Source organism: Geminocystis sp. NIES-3709 (genome assembly GCF_001548115.1).
Classification (GTDB): Bacteria; Cyanobacteriota; Cyanobacteriia; order Cyanobacteriales; family Cyanobacteriaceae; genus Geminocystis.
In genome coordinates this window covers 3,957,991-3,975,742 of record NZ_AP014821.1, presented here as the reverse complement: position 1 = coordinate 3,975,742, position 17,752 = coordinate 3,957,991, and the positions used below count along the sequence as shown (strand labels likewise).

The window sequence follows — 17,752 nt, the reverse complement described above, 5'->3', positions numbered from 1 at the left end:
TCTTTTTCTAAGAAGTTTTATCAATATATTATTTACTTGTATCCGAAATACTACTGGTTGATCGAAAATTCTGAGTATATTTGTTTTTAGAATAAAATTCTCTATCAACGTACTATTTCAACAAATAATAAAATGAATAATTAATTTGAAAAATAATAAAACTAGATATATAGTTTCGTTAAAAATCTAACACTTCTCTAAAATGATTGGTTGTAAAATTATCGACAGAAATGATTTAAACTTACCATAACAGTCCTAAAATATTCATAAACAAGAAGAAACTTAAAAAAATAATTAATAATTGATACGCAATAATAAAATTATAAAACTAAATGAAGATAACTTTACTTAAGTAATTGATTTGGAATAGAATTTTCTTATTTAAAAAAAAGATTATGAGAGTTTAATATGATATATTTATTCTTAAAATTTTCTTCTTCTGATAAATTTTTATTTGATTTCTTTATTATTAAAGAAGTATAGCAATCCTATATAAGTCGTAAGAAATAATTATATTTAATTAGCACTCAGCAATTAGCAATTAGTTATCAGCTATTGTGAAGTTAAATTTCTGGCGAGGCCAACATTAGTAATTAATTACTTATTCTTTAACCGAAAAAATGCTAAAAGCTAACAGATCAAAGCTAATCGCTTTAATTAAAAGTATCTAAACTTCTCATAAATGATTTAGAAATGATTTAGAATTTTTGTATAATTTAATTCTTACAATTCATATTAGGATATTTTCAAATAGAACATTACTATTTATTTTTATATACTACATTTAACTTGCATACACACTTATGAATCATAAATATTGTCTTAGTATCAGCAGTAATTTACGCAAAAAAATTAATTTACTTAGTCAAAATAACCAAACAATATTTTTATCAAATCTTGAGAGTATTGTTAATCATAATTCTTTACTATCAGATATAGAAAAAAGAGTAAATGAAAAAGTAATTTATAGAATTAATTTTGGCTATAAATTAGAAATATTAGCAACTTATTATCTTCATAATCAACAAAATATTATTAAAATTTTAAATATTTTTGATAAAAGTAAACTTAAAAAAGTTATCGTTTTTAAAGATAATCTATCTATTAAGATTATTGATATTGACATAAATATTAAATCAGAGAATGAATTTATAAATAATGAAGTAATTAATTGTTTTAAAACCAAAGAAAACCTAAAAATAAGTGAAGAAGATTTAGTTAATCAACTAGATGAATTTTTATATTATTCTTTAGATAGTTTTAGTCATATTCATGAGAATTACCCCAAAATTTTATTGTCTGTAGAAGAAATTAATAATATTCATCAACCTTTACCATTATTAATAGATGGAATACATAATAGTGGAAAAACAACAGTATCTTTAATTAAGGCTATTCAAGAAAGTGTTAAAAATCCTCAACAAAAAATTCTTTATCTTACTGATAATTTAAGTAATAAATATCAAACAAAATTTTTATCTCAATCTTTATTAAAAGGAGAAGTAAAAGATAATTTAATTATTGATGATTTCATCCATTTCTGTATTCAATTTAGTAGAAAGAATAATTTATTAAACACCAATAAATTTATTAGAAGTAAAGAAGTTAACTATCATAAATTTAAAGAAAAATTTTTAGCAAAGTATAATATAGAAGATGTTGAGTCATGGTATTTATGGCAAGAAATTTATTATTTAATTAAAGGTAATGATAATTATCCTCAAGAAGATAATCATTTAATATCTTTAGAAAATTATGAAAAGCAAATTCAAAAATATAGTTTTTTACCTCATGATATTAAATCATCAAAAATTTATCAATTAGCTTTAAAATATCAACAATGGTTAGTTGATAATAATTATTGGGATGATACTGATTTAGTTACGTCTATTTTATCAAATCTTTCTCCTCAATTTAATGGATTTTCTGAACAGCTTTACTGTGATAATATCCATAAATTTAATGATTTATCCCTAAAATTATTAATTCGTTTTCTAAAAAAAGATCAAAAAACTAACTTAAATAATAACTGTTGTTTTACTTTCGATCGAACTCTATCACTTTATGATCAAGTTAACATTAGTTATAGTATCGAAGATTGGAAAAGAAAAATTAATCAATTAGTTTACCCTAATAATGAAGGAAAAATTAATCAAGGAAAACTAATTACAAATCTCATTTGTAACGAAAATTTAGCTAACTTTAATCGAGGAGTTTTAAATAATGATTTGTGGAAAAAACAAGATAATCAGGAAATAGTAAAAACAAACCATTTTCTTCAACAAAATAGTAACTGTTTGTGGATTAATACTCCCGAATCAAAAATTTTAAGTATTAGTAAAAACTTTGGGATGGATAAATGTATAGTTGTTACCAACAGTCAAGAAAAAGAAAAATTATTAAATCATTTTCAAAATAATCAAGAAATCATCAATAGTCGCATTCTTACTCTTCAAGAAATAGAAGGTTTAAAATTTAATGAAATCATCCTTTGGAATTTTTTCAGCTATTTTTATCATATAAAATATCAAGATATTGCCCATAATCTATTGAGAAAATATTTATATGTTTGTCTTGGTAGTGTGAAAAACAAAATTTATTGTTATGAAACCACTTTTAACCTTGAACAAACATACCCCTTTTTGAGAGATTATTTAGGTAAAGGTACTTTTGAAGATTTAGAAAACTTTTTCTCCTTTTCTCCTATTGATAATATAATCCCTATCGTACAATCCTATCATAATAATGGAGCATGGAAACAGGCTTATGAATGTTATTGGCAAACGAAAAACTATAAACAAGCTAAATTAATTCAACCTTACATTGCACAAAGTGATGGTGACTGGGGAAAAGCAGGAGATTTATGGAATATATTAGAAAATTGGGAAAAAGCCATTAACTGTTGGCAAGAGATAGATAATAACTTATGGTTAAAAAAATGGGGAAACTTAACTCCTTTACAATGGCAAGAAAAAGGTAGATATTTTCAACAAAATAACTCTTATTATTTAGCGGGTATTTGTTATCAACAGGCAGAAGATAATGATAACTATTTACAATGTCTAAAACTCAACCAAGAATGGGAAAAAGCAGGAGATGAATATCAAAAACAAAATAATTCCTTAGAAGCCCAAAAATGTTATTCTAAAGCCGAGAAAATTTATCGTCAAAAAGGAGACTTATCCCGTTGTGCCTTGATGTGGGAAAAACTAAAAGCATGGGAAAAAACCGCTTTAATTAGAGAAGAAGAAAACCAATGGGAAAAAGCCGCTAAAGAATGGGAAAAAATTGATAAATGGGAAAAAGCCGGTATTTGTTATGAAAAAATATCTCAGTGGGAAAAAGCAGAAAATTGTTGGCGAAAATTAAACCAATGGGAAAAAATTGCCTTGTGTTGTCAAGCACAGGAAAAATGGCAAGAGTCTGCCAAAATTTGGCAAAAATTACAACAATGGCAAAAAGCCGCCCAATGTTATCTCAAAATCTCTCAACTTTCCCAAGCTGCCCAATGTTATCAACGGGGGATGTGTTGGCAAAAAGCAGAAGCCTGTTGGCGTAAACTAAATTATTTACCGAATGTAGCTTCCTGTTGTGAATCTCAACATAAATGGCAAGAAGCGGCAGAAATTTGGCAAAAATTGAAACAATGGGAAAAAGCCGGTTTTGCTTGGGAAATGGCAAAAGAAACCAAAAAAGCTGGATTATGCTATGAAAAAGGTCAAATTTGGTTAAAAACAGAGTCTTGTTGGTTAAAATTAGAAAACTGGGAAAAACTGGCTATTACCTATCAACAACAAAAACAATGGGAAAAAGCCGCTTGGGCATGGTTGAAGATAGACAAGAAAGAGTCTGCCGCTAAATGTTATTGTCAAGGAGAATTATGGCAGTTAGCAGAAAATCTTTGGCGGGAATTGGAAAATTGGGATATGGTGGCGTTATCTTGTTTTGAAAAAGGAGATTATGAATCTTCAGCTAAATTATGGCAGGAATTAAAACAGTTTTCTCAAGCTGGAAAGGCATGGGAAAAATTACGGCAATTTTCTCAAGCTGGATGGTGTTATGAAAAAATAGACGCATGGGAAGAAGCAGAAGTTTGTTTTCGTCATCTTCAAGATTGGCAAAAAGTAGCTATCCTTTGTCGAAAACAATCCAAATGGCAAGAATCAGCAGACATCTGGTTTCGTCTAGGAGACTTATCGAAGGCTTCTCTCGATTACGAATTGGCAAGAAACTGGGAAAAAGCAGAAGATTGTTGGCGAGATTTACAACAATGGGTAAATGTGGCGTTGATGTGTGAAAGACAAGAAAAATGGTTAGAAGCGGCACAAAATTGGCAAAAAGTTAACCCCCAAGAAAAATCTGCTTTTTGTTATGAAAAAATAGAAGCATGGCAAGAAGCAGAAAATTGTTATCGTCAATTGGAAGATTGGGAAAGAGTTGCCTTGATGTGTGAGAGACAAGAAAAATGGGAAGATTCTGCAAAAATTTGGCAAAATTTAGGAAACTGGGAAAAGTCTGCAACTCTATGGGAAAAAATTCAACGATGGGATTATGCTGCAATTTGCTACGAAAATGAAGAATTATGGGCAAAAGCAGAAGAATGTTGGCAAAAAATAGAAAATTGGACAAAATTAGGTGAGGTTTATCAAAAACAAGGTAAATGGGAAATGGCTTCCCAATTATGGGAAAATCAACAACAATGGGATAAAGCTGCATCTGCATGGTTAAAAATAGAAGAAGTAGAAAAAGCTGGTATTTGTTACGAAAAAAGTGAAGACTGGCAAAATGCAGAAACTTGTTATCGTCAACTGCAAAATTGGCAAAAAGTTGCCTTAATCTGTGAGACTCAACAAAAATGGCAATTCGCTTCACAAGCATGGTTAAAAATAGGAGAAATAGAAAAAGCTGGTATTTGCTATGAAAAAGATAAAGATTGGCAAAACGCAGAGACTTGTTATCGTCAACTGCAAAATTGGCAAAAAGTCGCCTTAATCTGTGAGACTCAACAAAAATGGCAATTCGCTTCACAAGCATGGCTAACAATAGGAGAAATAGAAAAAGCTGGTATTTGCTATGAAAAAGATAAAGATTGGCAAAACGCAGAGACTTGTTATCGTCAACTGCAAAATTGGCAAAAAGTTGCTTTAACCTGTGAGAAACAAGAGGAATGGGAAAAATCTGCCCAGGCTTGGTTAGCCATAGATGACATGGAAAATGCTGGAAGATGTTATGAGATGTTAGAAAACTGGAGTAAAGCTGAGTCTTGTTGGCTAGTTATCGGTGATTGGCAAAAAGCGGCGATTGCCTGTGAAAAACAAGATAAATGGGAGTTTGCTGCGGATATTTGGCAAAGACAACAACAATGGGAGAAGGCTGCGTCTGCTTGGTTGCAAATTTCTCATTTAGAGAATGCGGCTGTTTGTTATCAACAAGGGGAGTTTTGGGATTTAGCTGAAAACCTCTGGCGACAATTGGAAAACTGGTTAATGGTTGCTTTAATGTGTGAAAAACAAAACCAACTAGATAAGGCGGGGGAGGCTTATACCTTGGCAAAAGAATGGGAAAAAGCAGGAGAAGTCTATCAAACTATCCAATTCTTTTCTCAAGCTGAAGAATGTTGGCGTAAGTTAGAGGCGTGGGATAAAGTTGCGATGATGGTTGAGAAACAACAGAAGTGGGAATCTGCTGGAGAAGTGTGGGAATTAATTTCTGAATGGGAAAAAGCGGCTACTTGCTATCAAAAGGCGAAATTATGGCAAAAAAATGCAGATTGTTGGCAAAATTTACAACAGTATGATATGGTAGCGATCGCTTATCAACAATTGAAAGAGTGGGAAAAAGCGGCACAATGTTGGTTAGAGAGTGAAGATAAAGATAAAATCATGAAAGCGGGATTATGTTATGAACAAGGTTTATACTGGTCATTAGCTGAAGAATGTTGGCGTAAAATATCTCAGTGGGATAAAGTGGCTTATACTTGTGAGCAACAAGGTGAAAGTAAATGGGATGAAGCGATAAAAGCATGGCAACTTTCTGGAAACAAACTCAAGGCGGCTAATCTTCTGCTCAAAATGGGTAAATGGAAGGAAGCGGCTTTAGTTTTAACGAAAAGAAAGTAAGAATGAGGAATTAGGAATGAAGAATTTTTATCATAACCCAATTTGAAATAAATTGTAAAGAGTAGGACAAAAGTAGACTAAAGCGACTATCTAAGACTTAATTCAACCTAATACCTACTCCCTATCAAAAGACTTTTTCATCATCTTCTACTTAATACAAGTCTCCAGTTTCCTGAAGGGAGTGTAGCCTTTGATAAATACCTTGTCTAGCTAATAACTCCTCATGGTTGCCTATTTCTGCGATCGTACCTTGATCTAAGACTATAATTTTATCAGCAGAACGCACAGTACTCAAGCGGTGGGCAATAATAATTGTAGTACGAGTGCCAAAAATTGATCGCATGGCTAACTGAATCTCTCTTTCTGACTCATAATCAAGACTAGAAGTTGCCTCATCAAAAATAAGTATATCAGGATTCATAATCAATGCCCTAGCAATACCTAACCGTTGTTTTTGCCCCCCCGATAATCTCACTCCTCGCTCTCCCACTACGGTATAATATTTATGGGGTAAGTCTTTGATAAATTCATCAACTCTAGCAATAGCACAAGCTTGTTTTACTTCCTCGATCGAAACTTCCGAGTTACCATAGATGAGATTATCCAAAATAGTACCATTAAACATATCCACTTCTTGATGTACAATGGCTAAACGACGACGATAACCACCAATATCAAGGCTACGAATATTAATTCCATCTAATAAAATTTCACCAGTTAAAGGTTCAAAATACCTTAATAACAGTTTAACTAAAGTTGATTTTCCAGATCCAGATCTTCCTACTAATGCGACAGTTTCATAGGGATTAATTAAGATATTAATATTATTTAATACCCCTCGATCGAGATGATAACCAAAAGAAATATTTTTCAACTCTAATTTACCACTAAATTGATAATTAATATTAGAAATATTTTTGGGAATTAAAGTAGAAGCATCCTCTCCGATGGGAAGATTCATAAACTCGTGAAAACGAATCATCGAAGCGTAACGACGAGCAAAAGTTTCAGCTAAAATACTAATAGGTTCTATTTCTGCATAAGCCATACTTGCTACAGTATAAATAGTAATAAAATGTCCTAACGAAACTTCTTTATTAAGTGTAGGAATAAGAATAAATAAAAATACTAAAAATAACGATAACTGTACCACTGTTTTTGACCAAGTAGCAAGTTTTACATACCCTAAATGAATACGATTAATAACTACTTGATACTCTCTATTTAGTCTTTTATTTTGTCTAATTAATTCTTGAGATTCTGTTGCAAAAGCCTTAACAGTTTTAATATTAGTAATAATTTCTGATGTTCGACTTTCTGTATTTTCTTGATGTTTGTCTAATAATTCCTCTTGTTGAATTAATTTTTTCAGATTAATTAAGGTAAATAATAAAATCAGAGAAAAAGAGATAATAAAACCAAAAGCAATCCATTTTTCTAGTAATAAAATAATCAAAAAAATTCCTAACACTCTAATTAGTTTAGGTAATAATTGTCCTGCAATTTCTGGATAAGTCCATGTATGATTTGCAATACCTCTAGCTACTCTTCCTGCAATTCTTCCGGGGTTATTTTCCTCATAAAAACTCAGAGGTAAACTTAGTATTTTTTCAATTACTTTTTGAGAATAATCTCGCCTAGATTTAAGAGTAATTTCCCAGTGATACCATGAACTAATCCAAGGTTGAATAGGTGCTCTAGCTACAGTAATAAAAAAAATCATGGTAATTAAAATTGTTAAAGATAGAGTTTTTTCATCAGGATTAGTATTAACAAAGTTCGCAATGTTATTTACGATATTTTGTAAAAAATTATCTAAGGATTCTCCGGAAAGAACATTTAAAATTTGACCAATTAAATAAGGTATAATTAAATCAATTAATTCAAATAAACCGGACGCCCCTATACTAAAAATGACGGTTAATTTATATCGATCGTAATATCTAATTAAATCTTTAAAAGAAGCCATGATAAATATATTAAGAATTGAAAATCGACAATTAATAACGAATTAGGATTATTTACTAATATTTAATTTCTCACTAATAATTTAGGATCGCTATATAATGATTATACAATTATAAAAATGCCATTGTTATAAATTAACAGTTTTAATTTCACCTAAAACCTACTACCTAAAACCTACTACCTAAAACCTAATACCTTTTTATTTATCGATCGTAATTATCGAAGGAAAAGTAAGATTATTTTCTAATTGATGATTAATTAATTTTTCGTAAAAATCCTTGACAGAATGTGGATTAATCTGTTGTAAAGTAATTAATAATTCATAGGTATTTGTTGTTAAATCAGTAACATTAATTGATAAATAATCAGGCTCATATGAGACTAATTTTCTTAACCCTTCTCCTAATAAAATCACTGCCCCTCGCCAATTACTATTGCTTAAATGATAGCAACCTACTGCTATTTGTAAAATTCCTTGATAAAATGTTTTGTCAGGTTCGATCGAATCCATCCACATTTCTTCTAAAGTATCATGACAGGCATAAAATTGTTGTAGGTTAAATTCTTCAATTCCTTTCTTTAAAAATTCATTCATTATTTTCGATGATGATAAAACTTTGATAATATAAAAAGGTTATTTGATTTTAACGAAGTAATTTAGCTTACTTATTTATCACTTACCCCACTCCCCACTAAGATATGATCAAGCAGTGGCAAGAATGGTTTAAATCTCAACATTTCGCCAGAGGATCGATTTCCACTCGTTATGCTTTAATAGAAGCCTGTTTAATCGGTATTTTCTCAGGTTTAGCCGCCCTATTTCTCAAAGAAGGAATTAATTTTCTAGGAAGTTACCGCTTACAATTAGTCGATAAATGGGGTGCTATTGCTGTTTTACCTCTATTTGGTCTTATTTTGGGCAGTATGGCGGGATTATTAGTAGAAAATGTCTCCCCAGAAGCCGCAGGAGGCGGTATTCCCCAAATTAAAGCCGCTTTAGCTAGATATAAAATACCTTTGTCTTTGAAAGTTGCTGTTGTTAAATTAATTGGTACAATTTTAGTACTAGGTGCCGGATTAACCCTAGGGCGTAGAGCCCCCACAGTCCACATTGGTGCCGCTTTAGCAGGAGAATTAACCCGTTTTGTACCCACATCCCCCGAGCATCGAAGACAGATGATAGCGGCGGGTGCGGCGGCAGGATTGGCGGCTGGGTTTAATACTCCCATTGCTGGAGTGATGTTTGTAGTTGAGGAATTATTAAGAGATGTTTCTAACTTGACTCTGGAAACGGCGATCGTCGCATCTTTTACAGGAGCAGTAGTATCCCTCATTTTACAATCTCCCTTATCCTTATCTGAAGGCATATTATCCTCAGAAAATCTTTACTTTATACCCCAAGATATTCCTTCCTATTTATTACTAGGGGTAATTGCAGGAGTTTTAGGGGCAATCTTTAACCGTAGTGTTTTATTTAGCCTAGAGTGGAATCAAAAATTAAAAATACCTCTTTTTGTGCGTATAGGAGTCGCTGGATTAGTTTCTGGACTAATTATCTCTTTTTTACCCTCATTTTTTCGAGATAACGCCGGATTAAAAGATTTTTTGATTAAAGGAGAGCTAACTTGGGAAGAAACAGCCTTAGCATTTTTAGCTCACTATATCTTAACTATTATTGCCGCAGGATCGGGTGCTCCGGGGGGATTATTTGCCCCTGCTTTAATTATGGGCTCAGCTTTAGGGTATTTAGTTGGAGATGTAGAGGGTTATTTGTCGGGAAGTAGTGCCGTTGCAACCTTTTCTTTAGTGGGTATGGGTGCATTATTCACCGGAGTCGTCAGAGTCCCTATTACGGCAATTATCATTGTTTTTGAGTTGAATGGTAACTTTAACCTTGTTTTACCTTTAATGATTAGTTGTGCTGTAGCTTATATCAGTGCAGAAACTTTTGAAAAAGGCTCAGTTTATCAACATTTACTGCGAGCGATGGGCATGGAATTACAAGAAGAAAATAACGATGCTCAAGATCATTTTTTAAGTCATTTAACAGCTTCTGATGTGATGCAATCTCAAGTGGAAACTATTTCATCAGATTTAACTATTCCTAAAGTACTAGAGTTAATGACAGTTTCTCATCATCGGGGTTTTCCAGTAGTTGATGATACAGACTTAGTTGGTATTATTACTCAGTCAGATTTGGTGAAGGTAGATTCTACTAACACTCGGTTGAAGGTAGATGAAATAATGACAAGAAATCCGATTACGGTGATGGCAAATGCTTCTTTAACTGATGTCATGTATTTGCTTAGTCGTTATCAATTATCCCGCTTACCCGTTTTACAAGATAGCCGTTTAGTAGGGATTATTACCCGTACTGATATTATTCGTGCCGAGGTAAATGAATTAAAGGGAGATAGGGGTTTTAAACCTCAACCTGCTTATACTATCTATCAAACTTGTTCTCCTGCGGTGGGTAAAGGATGTATGTTAGTACCAGTAGCAAAAGAAGATGACTTTCGAGGTTTATTTAAAATTGCTCGTGCGATCGCAACATATTATCATTACGAAATAGAGTTTGTGAGAGTAATAAAAATACCAAAGCATCAAGATCCTCGAACTACAAAAGTAGATACAAGAGAAGCCCGTCATCTAATGCACAATTTAGAAAGAATGGGAAGAAAAGCGAAAATCTCTGTTCACACAAAAATTATTGTGGGGCATCATCGCAGTAAAATTGTCATGGACATCATCAAAACTCAACATATTAACTTATTGTTGATGGGCTGGAAACAAAATGGAGAGTCCGATGAATTTATCTTTTCTCGTCTTATCGATAGCCTTATTAATCAAGCTCCTTGCGAGTTAATTTTGGTGAAGTTGGGTGATGGGCAATCTTATCCCAATGGTGGCAGTGGTAGTTTTTTAGTACCAACGGCCGGGGGCCCTAATGCAGAAGAAGGATTAAAACTATTACCTGCTTTTCTTAGCATCTATCCTGAAAACAAATTTCCTCCAGTTTATTTAACCAAAGTGCATTCCCCTGAAGAAACCAATATTGACTTTAGAAATCTTCACCTAGAAGTCAAAAAATTAAGAAATTTAGTCAAAACGGAAGTTAATCCTCTTATCATCTCCTCACCTTCGGTTATTTCTGCTATTTTACATCTTTCTCAATCACAAAATGCGGAGCTAGTTATATTAGGAGCATCCAGAGAAAGTTTATTACAACAAGCATGGTATGGTAATATTCCAGAATCGATCGCTTCAAAACTAGCTACCACTGTAATTATTATTCGTCTTCCCAGTTAAATAAGTTAAGGGTGAAGGGCTGAAAAAAATAGGTTAACTTATCCCCTGACAAATGACTTTTATTTTTTAGTTTTATTTTTTAATTTTTTAATATCATAAAATATTAATAGACTGAAATATAGGAAAAAGTAAAATATTATGAGAGGTGAAATTGAATTTAGATCAGATAAATTGGCGGTGTTAATTGATGCTGATAATACTAGCACTAAAATAATGGAATCCTTATTAAGAGAAATCACCAAATTTGGTACAGCTTATGTAAAAAGAGTTTATGGTGATTGGACAAGTCCTCAAATGAATACATGGAAAAAAATACTCAATGAATTTGCACTTTTACCCATACAACAATTTTTCTATACATCAGGTAAAAATTCTACAGATAACGCACTAATTATCGATGCGATGGATTTACTTTACACAGAAAAATTTGATGGTTTTTGTATTGTTTCTAGTGATAGTGATTTTACTAGATTAGTTAATCGTATTCGACAAAATGGCTTACTCGTTTATGGTTTTGGAAAAAAAACTACTCCTATTCCTTTTGTTTCTGCTTGCGATCGATTTATTTGTACTGATTTTTTAGATAATGATAACGAAAGTTCTAGTGAAGAAATTGTCGAGAATATAGCAGTTAATAGTGAAAAAAATACCACTTTAAAAAAAGAAAAAAAACTCAATAAATTATTAAAAAATGCTTTCGATTCAGTCATGGTCGATGAAAGTAAAACAGTTAATTTAGGAACATTAAATCAACAGTTATTAAAACTAGATTCTTCTTTTGATCCTAGGGCTTATAATTATAAAAAATTAGGAGAGTTACTCAAATCAACCGGATTATTTATTGTTGATGGTAATAATGTGAGTTTGAAATAATTGTATTTTTAGGGTGGGCAATGCCCACCAAAATCTTTATTGTAAAGGTAGTAAATAAACCAAAATAAACAGAATAATCCACACAACATCGACAAAGTGCCAATATAACTCGGATGCTTCCACTCCAAAATGTTTACTACTAGAATAATGTCCTTCTTTTCTCGATCGCCACAATACCGCTAAAATAAACAGTAAACCAGCAGTAACGTGTAAACCGTGAAAACCAGTCAACACATAAAAACAACTGGCAAAGAGATTATCTGTTAAACCAAAACCAGTATGGGCGTATTCATAAAGCTGTCCACCTAAGAAGATAGCCCCCATAATAGCAGTGATACCAAACCATAACTGTAACCCTTTAACATCGTTATTTCTAATGCAACTTTGCCCCTTGTGCATGACAAAACTACTAGAAATCAGGATAATACTGTTGACACCCGGTAAGAGTAACTCTAATTCTATGTCACCCATAGGCCATTCAGGCAGAGTAGCATAGTAAATCATATAAGCACTGAAAAGACCAAAAAAGATCATACTTTCAGAGATAAGAAACAATACTAAACCAAACATCCGATGATCTGGGTGTCCATGATGAACAGATTCGGCTTCCTTTTCGTAACCAAGGGTAACTTGGGAATCAATAGCTGAACTTTGCATGATTACTCAATAAATAATTAGTAGTTAAAAGTCGGAATATCGAAAAATAATTAGTAGTGCTTAAAGTCAATAATGAATATTGAATAGCTAAATCAAAGAAATTGCTACATAACTTATTCACTATCAACTATTCACTACTTAGCGGAAACTTCCGCTAACATATCCGCCACGGTTTCTTCTTCCTCTAGTTCATCGTCAATACCGTAGTCATAAGGGCCACTCCATAAAACTGGCTCTTCTTCAAAGTTTTCGATGATAGGAGGTGAAGCGGTTTGCCATTCAAGGGTTAAAGCCCTCCAAGGGTTTCTTTCTGCCTGAGTACCTTTAAAAACACTCCAGACTACATTAATGATGAAAGGAATAGTTGACACTGCCATAACGTAAGCACCAGCAGTACTGAGTAAGTTCAATGGTTGAAATTCCACATCATATAAAGCGACACGGCGATTCATTCCCATTAAACCTAATTGGTGCATGGGCATAAAAGTAATATTTAAACCAATAAAAGTGAGGATAAAATGTAACTGTCCTAAACCTTCATTGTAATTTTTACCTGTCATCTTTGGAAACCAGTGATAGAAGCCCGAAAATAGTGCTAATGCAGATCCGCCAAATAGTACATAGTGAAAATGTCCTACAATAAAATAAGTGTCATGGACATGAATATCAAAGGGTACAGATGCTACCATCACTCCTGTTAAGCCACCAATAAGAAAAGATGACACAAAACCCATGGCAAACAACATAGGGCTATTTAGCTCAATTTTGCCTCCCCACATTGTCGCACACCAACTAAAAATTTTAATCCCTGTTGGTACAGCAATTAACATTGTTGTTGCCATAAAAAACATCCGCAACCATCCGGGAGTACCACTGGTAAACATATGGTGAGCCCATACGATTAATCCTAAAAAACTAATAGCTAAACTAGAATATGCGATCGCACGATAACCAAAAATAGGCTTACGAGAGTGTACAGGAATTACTTCAGAAACTACTCCAAAAAACGGCAAAATCATGATATAAACCGCAGGATGAGAGTAAAACCAGAATAGATGCTGATAGACAACAGGATCACCACCACCAGTAGGATTAAAGAAACTTGTACCTGCAATTAAGTCAAAGGAGAGTAAAATTAATGCACCTGCTAATACAGGGGTTGAAAGTACACTTAAAGCAGAAGTTGCTAACATCGCCCAACAAAATAAAGGCATACTGTGCAAATCCATGTCTTTAATGCGCATTTTAAGGATAGTGGTAGCGAAGTTGAGCCCTCCTAAAATGGAAGATGTACCCAATAAAAGTACACTCAGAATCCAAATTTCTTCACCCCATTTGCCTGTCATTAAACTTAACGGAGGATAAGATGTCCAACCTGATTGAGGTGCCCCCACTAAAAAGCTACTCAATAATAAAACTCCCCCAGGGGGTACCATCCAAAAAGCAACGGCATTTAAACGAGGAAATGCCATATCTTCTGCCCCAATCATCAAAGGAATGAGATAATTAGCAAATGCTGCCCCTGCGGGTACAATCCATAAAAAGATCATAATCGTACCGTGAAGGGTGAAAAGCTGATTATATAACTCAGGAGAGACAATATCAGGATCTGGTGTGGCTAATTCTGTTCGTACTACTTCCGCAAAAGCACCACCGATAAAGTAAAAGAAAAAAGATGTTACTAAATATTGGATACCGATAACTTTATGATCTGTGTTAAAGGTAAAGTAATCTATTAGTTTTCTTTCTTTATGGTTAGGTGTTTCTAAAACTGTGTTAGTTGTCATAGGTAATTGAAAACAATATATTGCAGTGAAAAATAATTTTTTGATGTTTATTCAAGGTGTGATAATTTGTCTCGCAAAGACGCAAAGGGTTATAGGTGATTTTTCATTAATTTTACAAAATCATCCATTTTTCTATTACACCCTAATTATGTAACTGTGCTAAAGTTTCTGATGTCACTTCTAAGTGATGAGAGTGCATTTCCACACGATTTTCTTGCGTCATGGGTTGCGTCATTAACGCCATTGTATCTGCTTTTTCTTCCGCACTGGCAAAGGTGTTTTCTTGAATCCATTTTTGATAATCTTCTTCACTTTCGACATAAAGGGTTGTCTTCATCCCACCGTGATAAGCTCCACATAATTCCGCACAAATAATTGGATAAGTACCAATTCGATTGGCATTAAAGGCTAATGCAGAATCTCTACCCGGTAATACATCTTGTTTTAACCTAAGTTGAGGCACCCAAAAAGCGTGAATAACATCCCCTGCTTTCATGTTGAGTTTGACTTGCTTGTTTACGGGTACATGAAGTTCTCCAGATACAACCCCAGAGTCGGGATAAGTGAAAATCCAAGCGTATTGAATGCCGTTAACATCAACTTCTAAATCCGCATTGGCGTTACCGATGCCTAAAGATAAATGTCCTTGATGGGGATTAAACGCTACCATTTTTCCTTGATTTCCTGCCATCTGCATTTCTTCTTGACGAAAATCATGAGAAGTTTCAGGATCTAAACCCCCCAAATTGTTATAAACTTCAAAGCTATAAAGCGCCAAAATGAAAACGATAACGGTAGGAATAGCTGTCCATACTATCTCTAAGGGTACATTGCCTTCGATCGAAGGGCCATCAGTTTTGTCCCCTTTTTTCCGTCTAAATTTAATTAGACAATATACTAAAACCCCTTCTACGATTAAAAATAACCCCGTTGCGATCGTCATCATCAAATCGAATAACTCATCGATGTCTGCCGCCCCTTGAGAGGCTTCTACGGGCATTAAGCCGTGATTTTGTCCATACCACAAACTGATCAGGGTTAGAAGAATACCTGCTATCAGAGTGATAATATTACCCGGAATATTCACTGTTAGTAATCCTATCCTATTTGATAATTAAACTTCTCTCTTTTAGGATAAGATATATTTCCTTTGATGTTGCAATGTCTTAAAGATTGCCTGACATTTCTTTATTTTTTCTTTAGATTACGATCTCGATCTTTATAAAACAAAAACGGCGTTGCTGATTTAAACTATGATTTTTGCTCGAGGTAGGGAAGAGGGAAAAGGCAAGAGTAGTAATATTTAGAATCTTGAAAAACTATTGTTAGTAAAAGTGTTTTATGTCGCAATTAACCAATGCCACAAAAACTCCCAATTCCTAATCTATTCTCCTGCATGATAGGAGCTTCGTACTAATGGGCCACTGCGGACATGGTTAAAGCCTAATAATTTCGCTATGTTACCTAATTCTTCAAATTCTTGAGGAGTCCAATATTTTTGTACTGATAGATGAGCTAAAGAAGGTTGTAAATATTGTCCTATGGTAATACGATCGCAACCTACTTTTCTTAAATCTTCAAGAGTAGTAATAATTTCCTCCTTAGTTTCCCCTAACCCTAACATTAAGCCTGATTTGGTAGGAATACGAGGATCAAACTCTTTCACTGTAGCTAAAACTCTTAATGATCGATCGTATTTTGCACCCCGTCTCACTGGATTTTGGAGTCTAGCAACGGTTTCTAAGTTGTGATTATAACAAGCAGGTTTAGCATCTACAATGGCTTTAATACTTTTCCGTTGTTGAGTTAAAGCATCTTTCCCTGTGCCAAAATCAGGAGTTAGAACTTCTATGAGAGTATCAGGATTAAGCATTTTCACTGTTTTCATCACTTTGACAAACCAAGAAGCACCCCCGTCTTGTAAATCATCCCTTGCTACAGAAGTTAACACCACATACCTTAAACCTAACAAATTAACTGCTTCGGCTACTTTTTGTGGTTCGTTTTCATCCAAAGTCATGGGAGAATGACCTTTATCTACTTGACAAAATGCACAACTACGGGTGCAAATATTCCCCATTAACAAAAAAGTTGCTGTACCCTGACTATAACATTCCCCTCGATTGGGACAACGCCCTTCCTCACAAATAGTATGAATATTGCGTTGTTTAATTATTTTTTGTACTGTGGAAATTTCTGAAGCCTTACCAAGGTGCGATCGTAACCATGAAGAAAGAGAAGAACTAATTTTAGTCATTATCGGGGAAATTAATATAAATCTTAAGAATAACTTTTTCAATCATATTTCATATTTGATTTCTTTCAACTCTATAAAATTCAATGCAAGAATTTTCCTACAGTGATAATTGAGGAGTTGTTAACTGTATTCAAATTAATTTGGTCAGTAAAGTTAGCAAAGTTTTACTATACTTAATAGCATTAAGGTTTTATTTTTTGCAAGGAGTTTGATTGTGGCAAATCACAAAATTTTAGTTATTGATGACAGTATGGTTATTAGAAGAACTGTCAAAGATATGCTGCCGCCGGGAAAATTTGAAGTAGTGGAAGCCAAAGACGGACTTCTAGGCATGGAATTAATCCATAGTTGTAACCCTCATTTGATTATGTTAGATTTCTTTCTTCCTAAAATGAGTGGTTGGGAAGTTTATCAAGAAATACAAAAAGATCCTCGTCTAAAAGCTATTCCTCTGTTGTTGATGTCTGGAAGAAAAGATGAGGTAACGGATAAAATTCCTGAACCTTTTGAGTTTTTCTCTTTCTTGGAAAAACCTTTTGATCAAAAACAATTGATTCAAGGTATTCGAGATTCTATGGAAAAATCGAAGAAATTGGCTCAATTTGTGGTTGATAGTACTCCTTCTGAAACAACAACTCTCGGCGGTGGTGTTAGTAATGCAGAAATAGAACAATTAAAAGCAAAAGTCGCTAATTTAGAATCTGAAGTGACACAATTGAAAAAACAAGTTAATCAACTGGTGACTTTTATCAAGAAAAAACTACAGTAATTAAAGAACACCA

General features: G+C 33.3%; 10 protein-coding genes. 4 read left to right on the top strand and 6 right to left on the bottom strand.

Features of this window, described 5'->3' with window-relative positions; genetic code table 11:
* Positions 1-803 precede the first annotated feature (803 nt).
* Complete coding sequence (locus tag GM3709_RS16935) at positions 804-6,119, top strand: hypothetical protein (protein WP_066121484.1); 5,316 nt, start codon at positions 804-806, stop codon at positions 6,117-6,119.
* A gap of 151 nt (positions 6,120-6,270) precedes the next feature.
* On the opposite strand, the gene GM3709_RS16930 is transcribed toward GM3709_RS16935, so the two are convergent.
* Positions 6,271-8,088, bottom strand: coding sequence for an ABC transporter ATP-binding protein (locus GM3709_RS16930; protein ID WP_066121482.1), 1,818 nt, complete (start codon positions 8,086-8,088; stop codon positions 6,271-6,273).
* 198 nt (positions 8,089-8,286) lie between these two features.
* Positions 8,287-8,682: a DUF309 domain-containing protein gene (locus GM3709_RS16925; RefSeq protein ID WP_066121480.1), complete on the bottom strand. Its 396-nt coding sequence runs from the start codon at positions 8,680-8,682 to the stop codon at positions 8,287-8,289.
* Between the two features lie 104 nt (positions 8,683-8,786).
* Here GM3709_RS16925 and GM3709_RS16920 point away from each other — a divergent pair, with 104 nt between their 5' ends.
* Positions 8,787-11,396 carry a chloride channel protein gene (locus GM3709_RS16920; RefSeq protein WP_066121478.1) on the top strand — a complete coding sequence of 870 codons (2,610 nt, stop codon included), beginning with the start codon at positions 8,787-8,789 and terminating at the stop codon, positions 11,394-11,396.
* 138 nt (positions 11,397-11,534) lie between these two features.
* On the top strand, positions 11,535-12,269 hold the full coding sequence (locus tag GM3709_RS16915; protein ID WP_066121476.1) for an NYN domain-containing protein: 735 nt from the start codon (positions 11,535-11,537) through the stop codon (positions 12,267-12,269).
* Positions 12,270-12,305: 36 nt separating this feature from the next.
* Here GM3709_RS16915 and GM3709_RS16910 read toward each other — a convergent pair whose 3' ends face one another.
* The 4 genes from GM3709_RS16910 to lipA form a co-directional block, all read right to left on the bottom strand.
* Complete coding sequence (locus tag GM3709_RS16910) at positions 12,306-12,926, bottom strand: heme-copper oxidase subunit III (RefSeq protein WP_066121475.1); 621 nt, start codon at positions 12,924-12,926, stop codon at positions 12,306-12,308.
* Between the two features lie 134 nt (positions 12,927-13,060).
* Positions 13,061-14,713: a cytochrome c oxidase subunit I gene (gene ctaD, locus GM3709_RS16905; RefSeq protein ID WP_066121473.1), complete on the bottom strand. Its 1,653-nt coding sequence runs from the start codon at positions 14,711-14,713 to the stop codon at positions 13,061-13,063.
* 142 nt (positions 14,714-14,855) lie between these two features.
* Positions 14,856-15,800: a cytochrome c oxidase subunit II gene (locus GM3709_RS16900; RefSeq protein ID WP_066121471.1), complete on the bottom strand. Its 945-nt coding sequence runs from the start codon at positions 15,798-15,800 to the stop codon at positions 14,856-14,858.
* Positions 15,801-16,097: 297 nt separating this feature from the next.
* Positions 16,098-16,970: a lipoyl synthase gene (gene lipA / locus GM3709_RS16895; RefSeq protein WP_066121469.1), complete on the bottom strand. Its 873-nt coding sequence runs from the start codon at positions 16,968-16,970 to the stop codon at positions 16,098-16,100.
* A gap of 214 nt (positions 16,971-17,184) precedes the next feature.
* On the opposite strand from lipA, the gene GM3709_RS16890 reads away from it, so the two are divergent.
* On the top strand, positions 17,185-17,739 hold the full coding sequence (locus tag GM3709_RS16890; protein WP_066121467.1) for a response regulator: 555 nt from the start codon (positions 17,185-17,187) through the stop codon (positions 17,737-17,739).
* The last annotated feature ends 13 nt before the right edge of the window (positions 17,740-17,752 follow it).